The organism is Aliikangiella coralliicola, assembly GCF_007004725.1.
Taxonomy (GTDB): domain Bacteria; phylum Pseudomonadota; class Gammaproteobacteria; order Enterobacterales; family Kangiellaceae; genus Aliikangiella; species Aliikangiella coralliicola.
Window position 1 is genome coordinate 247,449 of sequence record NZ_ML660161.1, and the last position, 17,244, is coordinate 264,692.

The following is a 17,244-nucleotide window of genomic DNA, read 5'->3' on the forward strand; positions in this document are numbered from 1 at the left end:
TATTGCACAAAGACAAGTTATTTAATAATGAGTATCGAAAATAACGATACATATTGTACGCAATAGCTTTGTTATCGCTGAGATCAGAGGCGAAAGTTCCACTTCTTCTGGTAATCTGGGTCGGTTTTTAACTCTGCTAACACCTCATTTATTGCATGGATCACCTCTAAATCGACAGTCTTTTTACTAAACATAAAAGAAATGGATTCTCCAAAAAAATTGGTGGGGTGACGCACTATATGTTTTTGTCGTTTTTGATTTCGAATGGCGTAGGCCGCGATAAAAGGGTTATCGATAAACCCATCAATTTCCCCATTGATCAACCTTGGGTAATTATCGTACGAGTCAGAGGCTTCAGATATGGTTTTGTTTAATAGGGGGTTTTCCTGAATCGTTTTAAATTCACGGCCATAAAAGTGTGCTTTTGTAATCCCTAAGCGAAACCCTTTGGTTAACATTTGTTCAATGGTCTGATTTTTATATTGGTGGAATTTATCTGCTAGTACGTAAATTGCGTAGTAATCTTTCGAATAGAACTCAGAAAAGTGAGCAAATTTTTGTCTTTCGGGGGTTTTCTTTACGTGGCTGGTTGCGTCAATATTGCCTGCTTCGATGGCTTGAAGGGCATCGGAAAAAAACATTTTTTTGAAGCTCACTTTACAACCGATACGCCCGGCTATGTGGTGAATCAGCCTTATTTGTGAGCCAACCAACTCGCCCCTTGTATTAATATATTGGTATGGGCGCCATGGGCCCCATGAGAATGTCAGGTGACAATCTTTATTCAATTTGATTTTATGCGTTATATTAATTGCTGTTTTCTGTGTAACTGGAAAGGTAGGTTGAGCGGCGACTGCTTGATTATTCAGATTGGCGAGAAAAAACATTACCAGGCAGGTGAAGGCTATCAGGTCGGTTCGTTTTTTTTTATCGATAAAAACCACAGCGATACACCGAAAGTAACTCACATATAGATAATTCTATACCGAAAAGGCACAATTTTCCGTTTACCTTATGCATAACGCAAAGAGATAGTCTAAAGATAAAACGCCTTATTCGATTATGGAGTTATAGTGCCATTTTTAAGTGCGTTTAAGGGCAGTGATTACAGGTGCTCATCCTGACGGCTCAGTAAAGTCAATTACCAAGAACCAATATTAGGCATGTCTTTCCATGGAGAGTCTATTGGCAGGCTTTCGCCATTTTGTAGCAGCTCGATGGAAATACCATTAGGATCTTTTACAAAAGCCATGCGTCCATCTCTGGGAGGGCGATTGATAGTAACACCTAAATCCATCAAGTGCTGACACGTGGCATAAATGTCATCAACGGCAAATGCCAGGTGTCCAAATTGATCACCATTCACATACTCACGTTCGTCCCAATTATGAGTGAGTTCTATCATTGGTGCATTTTCAGATTCAGCAATAAAATAAAGAGAAAATTTGCCTTCAGGATAATCATTTTGACGAATGACTTTTAACCCCAGACCTTTGGTATAAAAGTGAATTGATTCTTGTGGTTGGTTAGTGCGAATCATTGAGTGTAGAAATTTCATGATATTCTCGGCAAACAAGTCGATTATTAACCGGTAATCATACGGAGGTACTTAGCAAAAATAAAGTTATCTTAGTTCTTAAGTACCTGCTCGATATTCGTTGGATAGCAGCGAGAGTCAGGCTAACTAAAAATTAGTTGATGACATCGGCACACTATTAAAGTCAGCTAGTTTTTCGGTGCTTGTTAACAATGTATTACCTTGTTGGGTTTGCAAAATATAGCCACGTTTGGGAACTGTGATAATCGTTATTGGCAAATTGTTTTTAGCAATTATTCTACGCAAATGACAAACCGTGTGGTTGAGTCCTTGCGGGCCGGTCAGATAATTTCCGTCCCAGACATTTTCGATAAGTTCATCTCTTTTAATTAATCGACCCGACTTCTGACACATATGTACTAGCACCTGCCACAATTTTGATCTCAAGCGGATACTCGTCGTGGTTGTATGGATTTTTTGTTCACAAAAATCCAGACTAAACCCGCTATCCGTGTGAATGTCACAGGATAAAATAGGTTGAGTTTGGTATGTCATAGCGATTTATCCTCGTTGCTGGTAATTCGTTTGCTTGTGCTTGATAACAGCTTTGCTGTTCAGCTGTCTTTCCAAGCAACAGCTCCTACCTTGATTTAACAAAAAAACAATTGATAGTGGCAATTCATTATCGATAATCAGAAGGATTTTATCGACAATTTGAGCCTGTCTCAGATTGGCTGTGCTGGGATGGGAGATTCGACGCTAAAATGTTTTGTCTGAGATGACAGTTTTGTCTTGCTCCCTCCTTTCGCAAACGAGAGCTGGAGAAGATTTATTTAGGTTAGTCTATACGGGTTGTGCGTTTAAAATGGAGGCCTCAACTTAATCGATTTCTATTTTTTAATTTGTAAAGCATTTTGAGTAACTTTCCGGAAAGTCTATTATGAAAATAAAGGCTTCGGTATAGATTCCGCTGATCAGGCCAGAGCCGATTAATCAGGTAGTTTTCTGAGCTGGTGCAAGAATCCACTAATTTAAATTCGGTGCCTGCTAGCGCTTCAATGTTCATTAACTCGAGTACGACGCCAGGATAAAATTGGCGATAGTTTTCGTGATAGCTCGTTTTTAGTTCGAAGGCTCGGTTTCTGGAAATGATTCTAAAAGATATCGCCACTGGGGTTTGATCAGAGAATAGTCCCTGGAATTCGACTTTGCCTGATTGCCAGGCTGAATTAAACATGGTCTGGTAGTATCGGTATACATTTTCATTCGATAAGATGGATCCTTTAGCGATTCCTTTCCAGCCTGTGTGCTCAAGTTGGCAATACTCCTTCAACCAATTTTTTGACTGATCTTCTTTAGATGTTAAATAGGTTGCATTTGCCTGATTAAATAAGCGCTTTTTTACGCGTCGGTTTTCGGCTCTTACTTTTCTGGGCAAACTTTCCAGATGATTACTGATTTGATCGGTTTTAAAAATTACGCCGCGGGTTTCACTGAATGTGCAGCTCTCAAGGTCAAATTGGTGTCCATAAGATTCTCGTGAGTGACGCTGAATTTCTACGACTAATACTTTTAATTTTTGCACGACGTGACGAATAATTCCAACTAGCAAAGACGGTTGGCTGCAGAGGGGATCACAGATAAAACAATGATCGTGTTGCCAGACGCTCAGATAACGTATACCTAAAGAATGCTGTTCGATTTTGATTGGAAATAATGCGACCAGTTCTTCATCGATTGATGCAGTGACCAGGTAAACTTTATCGTCCTTCTGCAAAAATTCCAGTGCAGGAAGAAGAGACCATCTCTCGTAAAATGGATTAACAAACTGGCTCTTGTTAGCGAGTTCGTCCCATTGTTTTGAGTCGATCTGGTTAGCCTGGTTTCTGGTTAAAATTTTAATCCGCATTATTTTGCTTCTTGTTCCAAATGCGCCGCATAATTCTTTTCAACTTTGATTTTGTTTTTCTAAAAAACGTATCAATCAGGTAATAAACAAAGATATAGTTCACTTTAAATACGACCGTATCTTTGGTCGGATCCTGCTTATAAGCCAGTGGATTAACATAGTCAGCGTAGCCTGCAAGGAAGTCACCGTCGCGGTAATTTTTTCCGTGAAAATATTCGATGGACATCGAAGTGCTGACACTGCCTGGAGAAAGGTGTTTGTAGTCTGGGTGAAAAGCTCCATGGGCGAAATAAACTGTATCGAGATAAACATACGACATTTCCGCCGAAACAGGGGTGTCATGATCGAATAAGATGCCGAAATAGACCTGTCCTTTTTTCGCCAGCAGTGGCAGTACTTCGCGATAGAATTTTTGGTTGTTGTTTTCCGATACACCCTTGTTGGCTTTCCAGCCTGCAGACTCGGTGCTAACGTAAAGGTCTATACACCGACTCATATCCTCGTGTTTATTGTAGACCTTATAAGAAAAGCCATCGCCGAGTTTCTTTTTCATACGCTTGGCTTTTTTGCGCATGTTTCGATGTTGTTGTTGAAAATTTTCCCAGCTGCCGCTCAGATCAACCAGCGGCGATACCGGGCCTTTTTGTTGTCTGGCTAAATAATCAGGAAACTTATAAAGCTTTTTTAGTAAACCATTGAGTTTTGACTCGGGGATCAGTTCATCGTATTCCAGCCAGTCCCAATTAGTATATTCTGTCGTAAAGTAACGGTGAAACAAGGTCCAGCATTCGGTTTCGTAACGATTGTGGATAACCGGGTAGGGTTTATCAACATCGCTGTGGTTGGTCGTGATGCAGTGTTCCAGCACACGAACCTGCTTTTTCCTGATTTTGCGTATACCGATGCTCATCGGAAATATTGCTAATAATCGGCCACTAGTCGTGTCGCGCATTAACAAACAGAAAGTCTCTTCGCTGGCGTGACTAAAGTATTTTACTGACAAGTTAATATAATGGTAGCTGGCGTATATTGAAGGTCGAGTACTGCTGGCCAGTAACTCATCCCATTCTCTTTCTATTTTGGATAGTTGCTCGCTGAATGGAACGCGTTCAAGTTTTATGTTGCTCAAATTAATCATATTGGCTTTAGCGGTACACTCGTCAACGTGACTATTTTCTGTACTGGTTTTCTCAATATTAATTTCCTTTGAATCACTCATACTACTCAAACCATTTTTATAACTCATTTATTTTACTTCCCTTTCCTGAGTCTGTTTGTTCGAGGTTGTAGACCTGATCAGCAAACTGCTGTACCGAGGGTCGGTGACTAACAAAAATTACCGTGAGTTTAAAATGTTGTTTAATATTCTCAATCACTTTTTTTTCAGTGGCCAAATCCAGCGCATCAGTGCTTTCATCTAATAATAGTAAATTAGGATCTCGGTAAAGCGCACGGGCAATACCAACTTTTTGAGTTTGCCCGGTACTAAAGTTAAGGCCTTCGTCGCCAAATACTGATTGATAGCCATCAGGTAATGACATTAAGTGATCATGGAGGTCCACCAGCTTGGCTATTTTCTCAATTTTTTCATGATCAATACTGTCTTCTGGTTCACCTAGCGCAATATTTTCGATAACCGATGCTTCAATCAGGTTCACTCTCGGTGGAACAAACCCAAGCTGCGACTGCCAATTAGGATTGTTATACAAGTTTACCGGCTGATCATCAACGAGTAGCTTGCCCTTACCTGGTTGGTATAATCCAGCAATAATATTCAGTAGCGTTGATTTACCGCACCCAGTTTTTCCGGTGACACAGTGAAACTGGTTGGCGTGAAACTTTAACGAAAGATCTTTAAAGCAAAAAGACGATTTATCGTTAAAATGAAATTCGATATTTTTGAGACAGAGTTGATTGCTTAAACGAACTGTAGGGTAATTGTCACTTCCGGATGACAACTCATTGTTAAATTCTGCCGCCAGCTTTTTTAAAATAGCCGAGCCAAATTGAATTTGTTCATAGCTATCGAAGATATCACTTACCGCCGGTAAAAGTCGGTAAGCGGCGAACGCATACATGCCAATCATCGTGATTGCTGATAGATCCGATTGATCTGAAAGTGAGAAAAACATCGCGATTAGCAGTATGCTCCCGTAGGCTACCACTTCGATAACGCGCTGTGGGATCAGGCTGATGAGTTCGTATTTAAGCCGATTGTTGACCATCGCCGCAAAGGAATTTGAATAACGTTTGATAAAGTAACCGCCAATCTGGGCAAGTTTTATTTCCCGCTGAAGTTTTAATGCTTCGAGAACTTCGCTATAAATGTCGGTTTCAAGATCGGCATATTCTTTACCCAGATTGTCTAGTTTGTTAGAGGTTAGTCGGTAAATTGTCAGATAAGCCACCAGGATTGCCAGGGTAATCACTAAGGTTGCCTGGAGATCAACGGTGAGTAAAAGCACGAAGATAAAAACAGTGACAATACTACCTGAAATCATTTCTAGCATGGCAAACAGGGTGTCGAGTATTACTCGGTCGATATCGGCCAGGATTGACTTAACTCTTTCTGAATTTTTCTTTCTGGCAAACGCTAATTCATCGCTGTTGAGATAGATCTTTAGCAAGCGCTCTGAGAGTTGGTGTTCTTTCTGATAGCCAAAGCGAGTCGCTATCCAGGCATCCAGCGCATTAATGATATTGCCAAATAGCACAAGTAAAAATGACAAACTGCCAAAAGCTATCACAATACCCTGGTACGACTGGATACCGGTAAATTCCTTGAAAGCAATGATGTAGCGATGGCTTTCTATTAACTGTGGCTCTGAAATAACGCTGATAAAAGGTAGGATAGAAGCAATGCCAACAACGCTAAATAGGCCATTAATAATTGAGCTGAAGAGTATGATTAACAGACGTCGCTTATCTGTTTGATCCATCAAACCAAAAATAATAAAAAATTTATTTAACAACTGAATCCCTTTTTTTCAGTGAATTGGTTTACGTTCGACCTGTTTATCTTAACAAGGTAATATTACCTTATGAGATGGCAGGGTAAAAGCGATAATATTAACAGGCATTTTTCTCTCTTGAAGTATCATCTAACGGTTTATTAAATTGGGTTAGATTTAGCTTAAACCTGATATATTTTATTGTAGCGCAAAACCTGCTTTAAATTTTAATATCAATGATTTAGCGCTGTTAATACCGCCCAGGTAGGGTGAAAGACAATATAAGGTTCGCCATTAAAATCACTCATTGTTCCCCATGAACCATCTTTGCGTTGTAACGAAAGTAAAAACTGCTCTGCCAAAGCTATTTTTTTGTCATCTTCGTTGTTCAATATCTTCAAACATTGCAGGTACTCAGCTAGTAAATCGAGATCACTGAGTTGATGTCTGACCAGGGGATACGTTTGCTCAATATAGTCATTGACCTTGCTGTTATTAAGACTTGGAGAAATCTCGAACTCGCCATAATTGGTTAACACCAACACCACATGTGTAGCCAGATAAGCGAGGTCAGAGAATTCGTCACTTTCCACCGGATGGTCTAAATTATAATCAAAAGATTCGAAGCTCTTGAGGTACATCAAGAAATTATCTTCAGGGAGTCGTAGTATATTTGTATTGGACGCGTGTTCTGACATCTGCTTAAGATAGTAATGCAGGAAAGATGTGTCGATTAAATAATCGCCGATCACTTCATAATCACTATTCGTAACGGCTTGTTGGAAATCCATATCGCCACTACGATACGGCGATATTGGCAGCTCTCCATATTGTTGTTGGTAAAATTTAAAATAGGGTTCTTGAAATTCTGGGCTATTCGCGATGATGGGCAAAAGCCCAATAAAGTCCCAGCGGCCTTCTTCATCGTCAGGAAACAGCAAGTCGAGGTGTTCTTGTCCCCTTTGCAGGCTTTGTTTTAACAGCTGACCTGCGATCTCGGCTTGATGGGAACGGATATCTGTGCGAGAAAGCTCATGAGCCAGGATAATGAAGTCACTAAAAACATCGTTAAAATTGGTATCTTGATCAATAAACTGAAGTAACCAGTGAAGCCCTGAGAGAATAGCTGCTTCTTTGTGTGGCAGATCGTGAGATAAAGCGTCGCGAATGCGCTTTTCAATATTTTGGTTATGGTTCAACTGAATCGGCTTGATTGATACAGATTGTGCGTTAATCAAGTCTGAAAACTGCCAGCTGCGATAATTTCGATAGGGATCACTAAAATAAACTGAGTAACCAATAAGAGAAATAGTGATTATTAAAAGGGTGACAAAACTAAATAGTCGAAATGGGGTTGTTTTTGTGAACATCGGCTTTATTTTTCTAGGTGGTCATCAATGTTTCTGATAATTAAAGGAGTTTACCTTGGCGATGGTTTACTGACCAGAGTACATAGGTTGAGATCAAACTTATCGATATTTAGTCTCGTCGCTTTATCTATCTAAAATGGACGAGATATTTAGGTTAAACTTGGGCGTGTTTATCTTTTGTTCTTTGAGATTGTTGAGGCTAAAATGCATTCATTCGGCGCGCTAGCTATTTGTTTATAAGTGAATAGGATTAACTGAATGCGAGTGATTGTACAAAACTTTTTCGACCAGGCTACTTCCACCTTGTCTTACCTGGTCTCAGATCCGCAAACGGGTGAAGCTGCGGTTATTGACCCTTTGATGGATTTCGACCCAGCGGCAGTGAGAGTTGGTTATCAGAGCGCACAAAGCCTTCTCAGCGAAATCGAATCACAGAACTTAACTTTAAAGTGGATAATTGAAACCCACGCACACGCTGATCACCTTAGCGCTGCTCACTGGCTCAAACAAAAAACCGGCGCTAAAATCGTTATTGGTGAAGGTATTATCGAGGTCCAAAATACTTTTAACCAACTATACCAGTTGGAGGGAGAGTCAGCCGGATCTGAAGGGGATTTTGACCGACTGGTTAAAGATGGCGACAATTTGCCTCTGGGAAATCTGACAATTGACGTTATCGGAACACCAGGGCATACACCTTCATGTTGTGCGTTCTTAGTGGGTGATGTTGCTTTTGTGGGCGACACGATATTTATGCCAGACTTTGGCACCGCCAGATGTGATTTTCCTGGTGGCAATGCTGAACAGCTCTATCAGTCAATACAGAAATTGTTGGCACTGCCTGATGAAACTCGTTTATTTACCTGTCATGACTATATGCCGGGCGGGCGAGAGCTGAGGTGGGAAGCATCGGTTGAAGAACAGAAAAATCATAACATTCACATTCATCAGGGCGTTGATCAACAGGCTTTCATCAAAATGCGAACTGAAAGAGACGCGCAACTGCCAGTACCTAAGTTAATCTTGCCTGCTTTGCAAGTGAACATTAAGGGGGGTCGATTACCTTCTGCTGGTGAAACTGGTATTCAATTTTTAAAACTTCCGATTAATCAATTTTAGTCAAAGGATGCACCTTGAAAAATCATCTCGTCATAGGCAATAAAAATTACTCTTCCTGGTCACTCAGGCCGTGGTTGTTATTGAAAGTCAAAGATATTCCTTTTGAGGAAGAAAAGATCTATTTATATCGACCCGACAGCAAACAGAAACTCAAGCAATATTCGCCTGCAGGGCTAGTCCCCTTTTTTCAAAATAGCGAAGTGAAAGTTTGGGATTCGTTGGCAATTTGTGAGTATTTGGCCGAAGCCTATCCAGAAAAACATTGTTGGCCTCAAGAACTCCAGGCACGCGCGTTGGCTCGTTCCATTTCCGCTGAAATGCACTCTGGTTTTCAACTAATTCGTAATCAGTTACCGATGAACTGTCGTCAGAAAATGAACTTTCAGGTCGATAGTGACGAATTGCGCATGGAAATTAATCGAGTCAACTCGATTTGGCAAGACTGTCGCATGCACTACCAGGATAAGGGAGATTTTCTGTTTGGAGAATTTTCGATTGCAGATGCCATGTTTGCGCCAGTGGTTTTAAGGTTTAATAGCTATGGTATTGAGGTCGGCTCTGTGGCGAGGCAATATATGCAAAATATTCTTAATCTAAAAGCGATACAGGAGTGGATTGAGGAAGGTATTGCAGAGAAACCGGTTATTGAGCAAGCAGAGATCTAAACCGCTCTGAATAACTCTCCCTCTCCTTTAGCAAAGGAGGGCGAGAGTTTGAAGTCGAAAATATAGTGTTTCAACGGTTTTCCAAATGATAAAGTTGATATCAAGTAAGCGCGTTTATTTAGATATCGCAGCTTTGATGGCGTCAATTTATTATTTTGTTTTGAATAGTTCGAATGAGCGAGCTAAGAAACAAAGTTAATGAGCTAAACTATGAAAAACTCCACAACAAATCAGATTCGATGTTTTACTAATTCAGAACCAGGCTCATCAAATAGTATCGCTGAATTTTCCATCGCCGAACAAAAGATTAATCAACTCATCTCTGAACAAGAAATAAAACAGGTAATTCAGTTTCATCAATCCCTTCCGGGCTATCAGGCATCACCATTAATTCGGTTGAATAATTTAGCGAGTCAGCTGGGCGTTCAGCAAATATTGGTGAAAGACGAAAGTGAACGATTTGACCTCAAAGCGTTTAAAATGCTCGGTGCCAGCTACGCAATGGCAAAACAGCTCAATCAGATAATTAGTCGAAGTTCCAGGCGGGGTGACTATGATGATCAAGTTATCGACTTTCGTCAGATTGATGCCAAAAGAGACGTTTATCAATCGGCCCAATTTGTTACTGCGACTGATGGTAATCATGGCCGCGCCGTTGCCTGGTGCGCGCAATTATTTGGTTGCAAGTCTCATGTGTATATGCCGTCAGGTTCTTCGATAACTCGCCTGAAAGCGATTCAACAATATGCAGAAAATGCAGAGATCACCGAGTTTAATTACGATGATACGGTAAAGTATGCAAGTCAGCTGGCAAAGGCGAACCAATGGATTTTAATGCAGGATACTGCGTGGCCGGGATATGAAGAAATTCCACAGGATATTATGCGCGGATACTTTAGTCTGGTGGTTGAGTTTGAGCGTCAGTGTAAGGAATGGCCTACCCACGTATTTTTGCAGGCTGGAGTTGGTTCTATGGCGGCGGCAATTGCTGCCTATCTATTTTTTCACCCGAAACCGACACCGAAAATAATTCTGGTTGAGCCCGAGGGAGCGCCTTGTTTTTACGAATCAATGGAGATTGGTGATGGTAAACCCCATCGGTATTTTGGCGACCCCGAAACCGGAAACCTTGAAACGATAATGGCAGGCTTAGCTTGCGGTGAGCCAAGTTCATCAGCCTGGGCGATTCTCTCATCCATTTGCGCGGCGTTTATCGTCTGCAGTGATGAAGTGAGTATGAGCGGAATGAAGCGGTATGCGAACCCCATTGCTGATGACCCGGCGATCGTTTCCGGCGAATCTGGTGCAGTCACTCTTGGACTTGTCGAAACGCTATTGAAAGATCCGCAGCATGCTGATGTTTTGTCGAGTTTAGCAATCGATTCAAACGCCAGAATTTTATTATTTTCCACAGAGGGTGATACTGATCCGGATATTTATCAGCAGATTATTAATTCTGCATCCTAATATGACGTTGCCAAGACAATAAAAAATTGCGTCAAGGTTATTTAATCAATCACCGGAATCGAAAACTCGGCACAAAGTCCACCATTTTTGCGGTTAAACAATTTTAAATGGCCTGAATGGGCATTGATAATTTCTTTACACAGCGCTAAACCCAGTCCGGCACCACCACTTTTGGTTGTGAAAAAAGGCAGTAAGCACTGGGTTAATTGATCTTCGCTCATTGCCTTTCCCCTGTCTTTGACAACAAACCGAATGAATTGCTGGTTATGCATGATACTCACTTCTATTGCATCTATATCAGTTTCAGATTCTCGAGCATTTTTTATCAGGTTAATCATTACTTGTTCGATTTGAGTCGCATCAAACCTGAAGTGCTTTATCGCGACATTATTGCTTATTTTTATGTCGCAAATATTTTCCAGGTCGGAAATAAACTGGGGCATATTGACCTCGCGAATTTCAGGATTAGGTAATCGAGAAAAGCGCGCGTATTTATCTATAAACTGGTGTAAATGTTTAGTTCTTCGATCGATAGTATTAAAAATGTCCATTAACATTTCATCGTGTTCAACCCTGTTCAGTATTTTGGTCGCTGAACGAGTTAAAGACTGGATTGGTGCTAATGAATTGTTAAGTTCGTGGCTGATTAAGCGAATAACTTTTTTCCAAACCTGCACTTCTTCTTTGTGCACCTCTGATGTCATATTCTTATACAGGTACAGGTAGTGAATTTTTGCATTCAGGTTAAATTCTTCGAAAGTGAGAAAATAGACTTTTTTTTCATCCTCGGTGATTTGAGTATAGAGACCTTCTTGTTTATTGCGTGTGGCATTCGCCAGATCAGGCGGCAGGTTACCGATCAGTTCATTGAAATTCAGACCTTCAATGTTTTTAGTCTGGCGAAGTAACTTTTTTGAAGCGATATTGCTGTAAACAATGTTACCGCGGTCCGTTGTTAGTAAAATCGCCATTGGTGTATTTTGTATAATGGTGTCGAGTAAAAGCTCTCGCTGATGCAGCTCCATTCGTTCTGTTCTGAGTATTTTTGAAAGCTCATTGTAAGTGTCAACGCTCAGCTGAAATTCTGGAAAGTCATACTCGGCGATATTGATACTAAAGTCTTCATCGTGGAAACAATTTAGCCCAGTTTCAATCGAACTGATTAGCGATGCGAAAGGGCGATAAAAATAGTTAATCAAGCTGTAACTGAGTAGCAGAATGATAACAAAACAAATGGGCAACCAAATCATCAAATCGCCTTCAAACCGGATGATGGCGTAAACGAATGTTAAAAAACACAGTGTCGGCAATAAGATGGCGAACCACAACCGATGTTTTAAGGAGACTTTTTTCTTATTCATTCGTGATGAGTTACCGAAGGCCTGCAGAACCTAGTTGGAGATATCAAATTTTTTGAGACGGCGGTATAGTGCTGAGCGACTTAAGCCCAGGTACTTTGCTGTTTCCATTATATTCCCGTTATTTTCCGCGAGGGCATTCACTATCATTTCCCGGGTAACATCATTGCTTTTCGCAGAACTTTCTGTCGCTTCAATCTCGATGCCGATAGATGCTGTGGTAATCATCTTACTGCTTGACAGCAACATGGCGCGCTTAATGACATTTTGCAACTCTCTGACATTTCCCGGCCAATCATATTGCTGAAGTAAGTTACTTGCTTCTGCGTCTATCTCAAAGCCTGATTCAAGGAATAAATTAACCAGCGGTAGTATATCTTCTTTTCTTTGTTTAAGTGCAGGCACTTTTAATTCAATCACATTTAAGCGGTAATAGAGATCTTCTCGAAAAGTCCCGTCGATAATGGCACTTTGCAGATCACTATTGGTAGCGCTTATCACGCGGACATCAACCTTGATGGTTTGATTACTACCCACTCGTTCAAATTCGCCGCTTTGTAGTACGCGTAAAAGTTTGATCTGACCTTCGTGGGACAAATTGCCGATTTCATCTAAAAATAATGTGCCTTTATCAGCAGCCTCAAAGCGGCCGATTCGCCTTTTGGTAATGCCTGTATAAGCGCCGGCTTCTGCACCAAATAATTCGGCTTCTAATAACTCTTTGGAGAGCGCACCGACGTTAACTTTGATGAATGGGCCATCTTTACACGCGGAATTGGCCTGAATAATTTCGGCAACTTTTTCTTTGCCCGCCCCGTTAGGACCGGTAATGAGTACTGGAACATTGGAGTGAGCCACCTGAGTGGCCATCTGTAACATACGTGACATCAAATCGCTACGATAACGAACGCCGCACAAATCAAATTGCTGGCTGAGCTGAGCATCCTGACTTTGTTGATTACGTTGAAAATTTGCCTGGCGTTCCCTTAGTTCATCAAGTTCCAACAGGTTCTTGATCGAAACCATCAGTTTGTCTTCATCCCAGGGTTTACCAATATAATCGGCAGCGCCGTGTTTAACCAGGCTAACAGCCGTTTCCACGTGGGTCCAGGCTGTGATAATGATAATCGGAATGTCAGTATTGATTTCGCGAATTGAATGAAATAACTTGATGCCCTCTTTGCCAGATGTCATATCTTCAGAAAAATTCATATCCTGAATGACCAGGTTGAAGTGTTGTTGATTCAACTTATCCAGGGCTTCATTGGGAGAGTGGGCAACATCACACCGAATACCTTCGAGCTTTAACATCACAGAAAGGGCTTTGGTAATATCGTGATTATCATCAACTATCAGAATATTAGGAGACATCAATCGGTAATCCTTAGGGCCGAAATTAATAGTTATGCAAATATTTTGAATTATAGAAGTTTGCGGCGAAATAAAAAACTTAAGTTTAACCTGAACCACCTATGACGCATGTCGGTTACGCCATAGATAGTTCTATGTATCATCAATTTTATCGCAGTTTAATTATGCGCCGCGAGTGACAATAGCTGGTTCTACTTTTGCGGCACGCATTGCAGGGTGCAATGCGGACACCAGGCTTATCAACCAGATAAATAGAGTGATTGTTATTATCCACCCAACATGTATTAACTGACTGTTACTTTGTGTGGCCATGATAATGAGAAAAACCAGGGAGAGAATCACGCCGAGCAGCAAGCCAATACCGGTAATCATCGAATTTTCTATCAGGTAGTAGCGTATTATTTGAAACTTTTTAGCACCTAAAGCTCGGCGCGTACCGATCTGTTTCTTTTGTTGTGCCACCAAAAACGAAATTAAACCTGAAATTCCCAGGCCAGTAATTATCAGCAGGACAAAACTGACCGCCAGCATGATTAACGAACGACTCCCACGACCATCGTACATGCGTTTTTGAGTGCGAGATAAAAATTCAACACCTTGAATAAAACGGCCTTGAGTTTGGTAAAGCTTTCCTCGAATTTCTTCAAGCAATACTTCGGTTTGTCCGGGTTCAACGCGAATAAGATAATTTGGATCGACACCTTGAATGTATTCCACCATTGGTCTTATGACTGAGCGATAAGATTGACCGACAAAGTTCAATCGTTCGCCATTCATAAAGTTACTGTAGACACCGATTATTTCAACCGGCGGTTGGTTTTTGCCGAGATAAATGCTGCGTCCAACTGGATTTTCTTGCGCGAATAGAGCCTCAGCCATTTGCTCGCTAATCATTACCACGGCTGGTTGGGTATTTTGTCCATTGTCATTGTAAATCACCTCTGTATCTTCAAAGTGACGACCCTGCTTGAGTTGTAAACCGAGCACTGCGACGCCGTTAACATCCAGATTAAATACGCTGGTTTGAAACGACTGGGCTTTTTCAGTGTCCTCGATAAAGACATCAGTGAGGTTTTCCGCGCTAAACGGGATCTGAGTCGCCGGTGTGATTAATTGTACGCCGGGGATCTGTTTTATTTTATGGAGATCATCTTCTACTGTTTGTTTTAAGTTGAGAGATTCCTCAAAAATTTGTGGGTACACTGCGACGATATTGTCATGATCTAAACCTGAAGGCAGGTTCCATTCTTTCAGCGTTGCCCGTGTTACCAGCAGCGCAATGATCATAACCGTTAAAGTAATCGCCACCTGTAAAATAATCAGTGCGGCAAATGCTTTGCGTTTTTTTAATGCTTTAAAAATTGGTCCGAATTCCATCATATCACCTGTAGAATTTTGTTAACTACTTTGACTATTGCGCTTTTAAATGACCAGCAGGGGCTGTGTTGCACATTTTCCAAACCGGATACAAACTCACAATTAACGAACTACCAACGGCGATCAATAGTGCCTGGGAAATCATTATCCAGTCGAGTTGATACAAATGCTGAATTGCATCTGCTGTTACCGTGTAATCGGATTGATAGATGTAAACTTTCATCATGCCTTTTAAGCCGAAGTACGACAAAATCACCCCGACTACCCCGCCAATAAATGAAATGAGTCCTATTTCAATCAGGTATTGCATCAAGATAACGTGTTTTTTTGCACCGAGCGCGCGGCGTAATGCGATTTCGGGAACCTTGCCCATATATTTCGCTAACAAAATTCCGACGGTATTGATTAGACAAACCAGGAAAAAGAGAACTGATAACAGAGCGAAAATAAATAGCGTCGTATTGTTGGTCGAATTTAACTCAGAGTATTCTTTGATGCTTAATAAAGTCGGTTGATGTTCACGGGGAAATCGTCCGAAAGATTTTTGATCACTAACATACTGTGCGAGATAGTCGATGTATTGTTTTGCCTGATTTTCATCTTCAAGTTTGACCCACAGGTTTAGCCAGGTACATTCCGATGCTTTTAGTCCATTAACATTTTCACGAGAAAAATCCTGAACAAACTCTGAGTCTTTTTCCCAACAGGAAATTCGGCGTGGGATATTAATTTCCAGTGCTAACGAAGATGGGACAAAGACATCATCAAAACGTGCGGTACTAAAAGAGCGGTCATAAAATCGCGCCGCCAGTTTCCAGTTTGCGAGTACACCAACCACCGTTAATGTCGAAGAATTAATTCGAATGGTTTTACCAACGCTGTTTTCACCGCCAAAAAAATGCTGATTCATTTTGTAAGACAAAACAATGACTGGTGTAGCATTTTCGTCGTCAGCCTTAGACCAGCCACTACCATAAAGAAAGGGAACTTTAAACATTGTGAAAAAGTTACTGAGCCCCGCCATTGTTCTCACTTGGCGCGGGTGCGCATCGCCGTTTTCATCGTTTAAGAAAGTGAATGACTTCCACAGATAAGTTTTTTCAACCGGAAAGGTCGCATCAGTAAATAGATTTTGTGTGTCCTGATAGGTTAACCGAGGTGTACGTCTAACATCGGTGATATCTCTGGCATTTTGGTCGCGGCTGTCAATCAGAACGGTTTGTATTTTTTCGCTCTCTTCCAGTAGTGGAATTTTACTCGATTGATAGCTCATCGTTGTGGTGGTGGTTAGCAAGGCCAGGCCGATCGCTATCGCACTAATGGTGAGCAGCGTGAGCCCCGGGCGATTTTTTAAATTTGCTTTAGCGAGTTTTAAACTATATAGAAACATTTTGCCTCCTTATGCGCTAACTAAAGCTTCGTTTGTTTCACCGGTTGTGTCTATCGTCTCCTGTGAATTCACCTGGCCGTCAAAGATCTGAATTTCTCGATGAGCGCGTTTGGCCAGCGCGGGATCATGAGTCACCATAATAATTGTTGTGCCATTCTGATTAATTTTTTCCAACAGTTCCATGACTTGTCGAGCCATCAGAGAATCCAGGTTTCCAGTCGGTTCGTCAGCAAGGATTATCTTTGGTTCTCCAGCGATTGCTCGGGCGATAGCGACTCGTTGCTGTTGCCCACCAGAAAGCTGGGTTGGAGAATGGTCTTTACGCGAAGATAAGCCGACTATTTCTAAAGCTTCTTCAATGCGCTTTTTGCGTTCGGCACGCGCGAAACCTCGGTAGCGAAGCGGCACGTCGACATTATCGAAAATTGACAGTTCTGGTAGTAAATTAAAGCTTTGAAAAATAAAACCAATTTTTTCGTTTCGAATTTCCGAAAGATTATTATCGGACAATTGACTGACGTCTTCACCATCGAGAATATATTGACCCGCGGTCAGGTTTTCGAGTAGTCCTGCAAGGTTGAGAAAAGTCGTTTTTCCCGATCCAGATGGGCCGGTTACCGAAACGAATTCGCCTTGTTTGATCTCGATATTGACATCGCGTAATGCATGGGTTTCAATCATTTGCGTTTGAAATACCTTGCTCACATTATTCATTTTTAACATTGGCGAA

15 protein-coding genes are annotated in these 17,244 nt (G+C 41.3%); 3 read left to right on the forward strand and 12 right to left on the reverse strand.

Annotated elements, in window-relative coordinates; genetic code table 11:
* Window positions 1-83 precede the first annotated feature (83 nt).
* The 7 genes from FLL46_RS04040 to FLL46_RS04070 form a co-directional block, all read right to left on the reverse strand.
* Window positions 84-968, reverse strand: coding sequence for a transporter substrate-binding domain-containing protein (locus tag FLL46_RS04040; protein WP_142892161.1), 885 nt, complete (start codon window positions 966-968; stop codon window positions 84-86).
* A gap of 173 nt (window positions 969-1,141) precedes the next feature.
* Window positions 1,142-1,558, reverse strand: a complete 417-nt coding sequence (locus tag FLL46_RS04045; RefSeq protein WP_142892162.1) for a VOC family protein — start codon at window positions 1,556-1,558, stop codon at window positions 1,142-1,144.
* A gap of 126 nt (window positions 1,559-1,684) precedes the next feature.
* Window positions 1,685-2,092 carry a winged helix-turn-helix domain-containing protein gene (locus tag FLL46_RS04050; protein ID WP_142892163.1) on the reverse strand — a complete coding sequence of 136 codons (408 nt, stop codon included), beginning with the start codon at window positions 2,090-2,092 and terminating at the stop codon, window positions 1,685-1,687.
* Between the two features lie 319 nt (window positions 2,093-2,411).
* Window positions 2,412-3,446 carry a GNAT family N-acetyltransferase gene (locus FLL46_RS04055; RefSeq protein ID WP_142892164.1) on the reverse strand — a complete coding sequence of 345 codons (1,035 nt, stop codon included), beginning with the start codon at window positions 3,444-3,446 and terminating at the stop codon, window positions 2,412-2,414.
* On the reverse strand, window positions 3,436-4,692 hold the full coding sequence (locus FLL46_RS04060) for a GNAT family N-acetyltransferase (protein WP_142892165.1): 1,257 nt from the start codon (window positions 4,690-4,692) through the stop codon (window positions 3,436-3,438). Before FLL46_RS04060 ends, FLL46_RS04055 begins: the two co-directional genes overlap by 11 nt.
* A complete protein-coding gene (locus tag FLL46_RS04065; RefSeq protein WP_142892166.1) occupies window positions 4,682-6,418 on the reverse strand; it encodes an ATP-binding cassette domain-containing protein in 1,737 nt (578 codons plus the stop codon). Before FLL46_RS04065 ends, FLL46_RS04060 begins: the two co-directional genes overlap by 11 nt.
* Before the next feature lie 212 nt (window positions 6,419-6,630).
* A complete protein-coding gene (locus tag FLL46_RS04070) occupies window positions 6,631-7,767 on the reverse strand; it encodes a DUF6895 family protein (protein ID WP_142892167.1) in 1,137 nt (378 codons plus the stop codon).
* A gap of 258 nt (window positions 7,768-8,025) precedes the next feature.
* Here FLL46_RS04070 and FLL46_RS04075 point away from each other — a divergent pair, with 258 nt between their 5' ends.
* The 3 genes from FLL46_RS04075 to FLL46_RS04085 all read left to right on the forward strand — a co-directional run bounded on the left by FLL46_RS04075 (window position 8,026) and on the right by FLL46_RS04085 (window position 11,018).
* The gene (locus FLL46_RS04075; RefSeq protein ID WP_142892168.1) at window positions 8,026-8,886 is read left to right on the forward strand and encodes an MBL fold metallo-hydrolase; all 861 of its coding nucleotides are present in this window, start codon (window positions 8,026-8,028) and stop codon (window positions 8,884-8,886) included.
* Window positions 8,887-8,900: 14 nt separating this feature from the next.
* On the forward strand, window positions 8,901-9,551 hold the full coding sequence (locus FLL46_RS04080; protein WP_142892169.1) for a glutathione S-transferase family protein: 651 nt from the start codon (window positions 8,901-8,903) through the stop codon (window positions 9,549-9,551).
* Window positions 9,552-9,761: 210 nt separating this feature from the next.
* The gene (locus FLL46_RS04085; RefSeq protein ID WP_142892170.1) at window positions 9,762-11,018 is read left to right on the forward strand and encodes a diaminopropionate ammonia-lyase; all 1,257 of its coding nucleotides are present in this window, start codon (window positions 9,762-9,764) and stop codon (window positions 11,016-11,018) included.
* A 41-nt stretch (window positions 11,019-11,059) separates the two neighbouring features.
* On the opposite strand, the gene FLL46_RS04090 is transcribed toward FLL46_RS04085, so the two are convergent.
* The 5 genes from FLL46_RS04090 to FLL46_RS04110 all read right to left on the reverse strand — a co-directional run bounded on the left by FLL46_RS04090 (window position 11,060) and on the right by FLL46_RS04110 (window position 17,237).
* Complete coding sequence (locus tag FLL46_RS04090; protein ID WP_142892171.1) at window positions 11,060-12,379, reverse strand: sensor histidine kinase; 1,320 nt, start codon at window positions 12,377-12,379, stop codon at window positions 11,060-11,062.
* 30 nt (window positions 12,380-12,409) lie between these two features.
* A complete protein-coding gene (locus tag FLL46_RS04095) occupies window positions 12,410-13,747 on the reverse strand; it encodes a sigma-54-dependent transcriptional regulator (RefSeq protein ID WP_142892172.1) in 1,338 nt (445 codons plus the stop codon).
* Window positions 13,748-13,909: 162 nt separating this feature from the next.
* Window positions 13,910-15,127 (reverse strand): ABC transporter permease, encoded by a 1,218-nt coding sequence (locus tag FLL46_RS04100; protein ID WP_142892173.1) that lies wholly within the window; start codon window positions 15,125-15,127, stop codon window positions 13,910-13,912.
* A gap of 31 nt (window positions 15,128-15,158) precedes the next feature.
* Window positions 15,159-16,514, reverse strand: coding sequence for an ABC transporter permease (locus FLL46_RS04105; protein WP_142892174.1), 1,356 nt, complete (start codon window positions 16,512-16,514; stop codon window positions 15,159-15,161).
* A 9-nt stretch (window positions 16,515-16,523) separates the two neighbouring features.
* Window positions 16,524-17,237 carry an ABC transporter ATP-binding protein gene (locus FLL46_RS04110; RefSeq protein ID WP_142892175.1) on the reverse strand — a complete coding sequence of 238 codons (714 nt, stop codon included), beginning with the start codon at window positions 17,235-17,237 and terminating at the stop codon, window positions 16,524-16,526.
* Window positions 17,238-17,244: the final 7 nt, after the last annotated feature.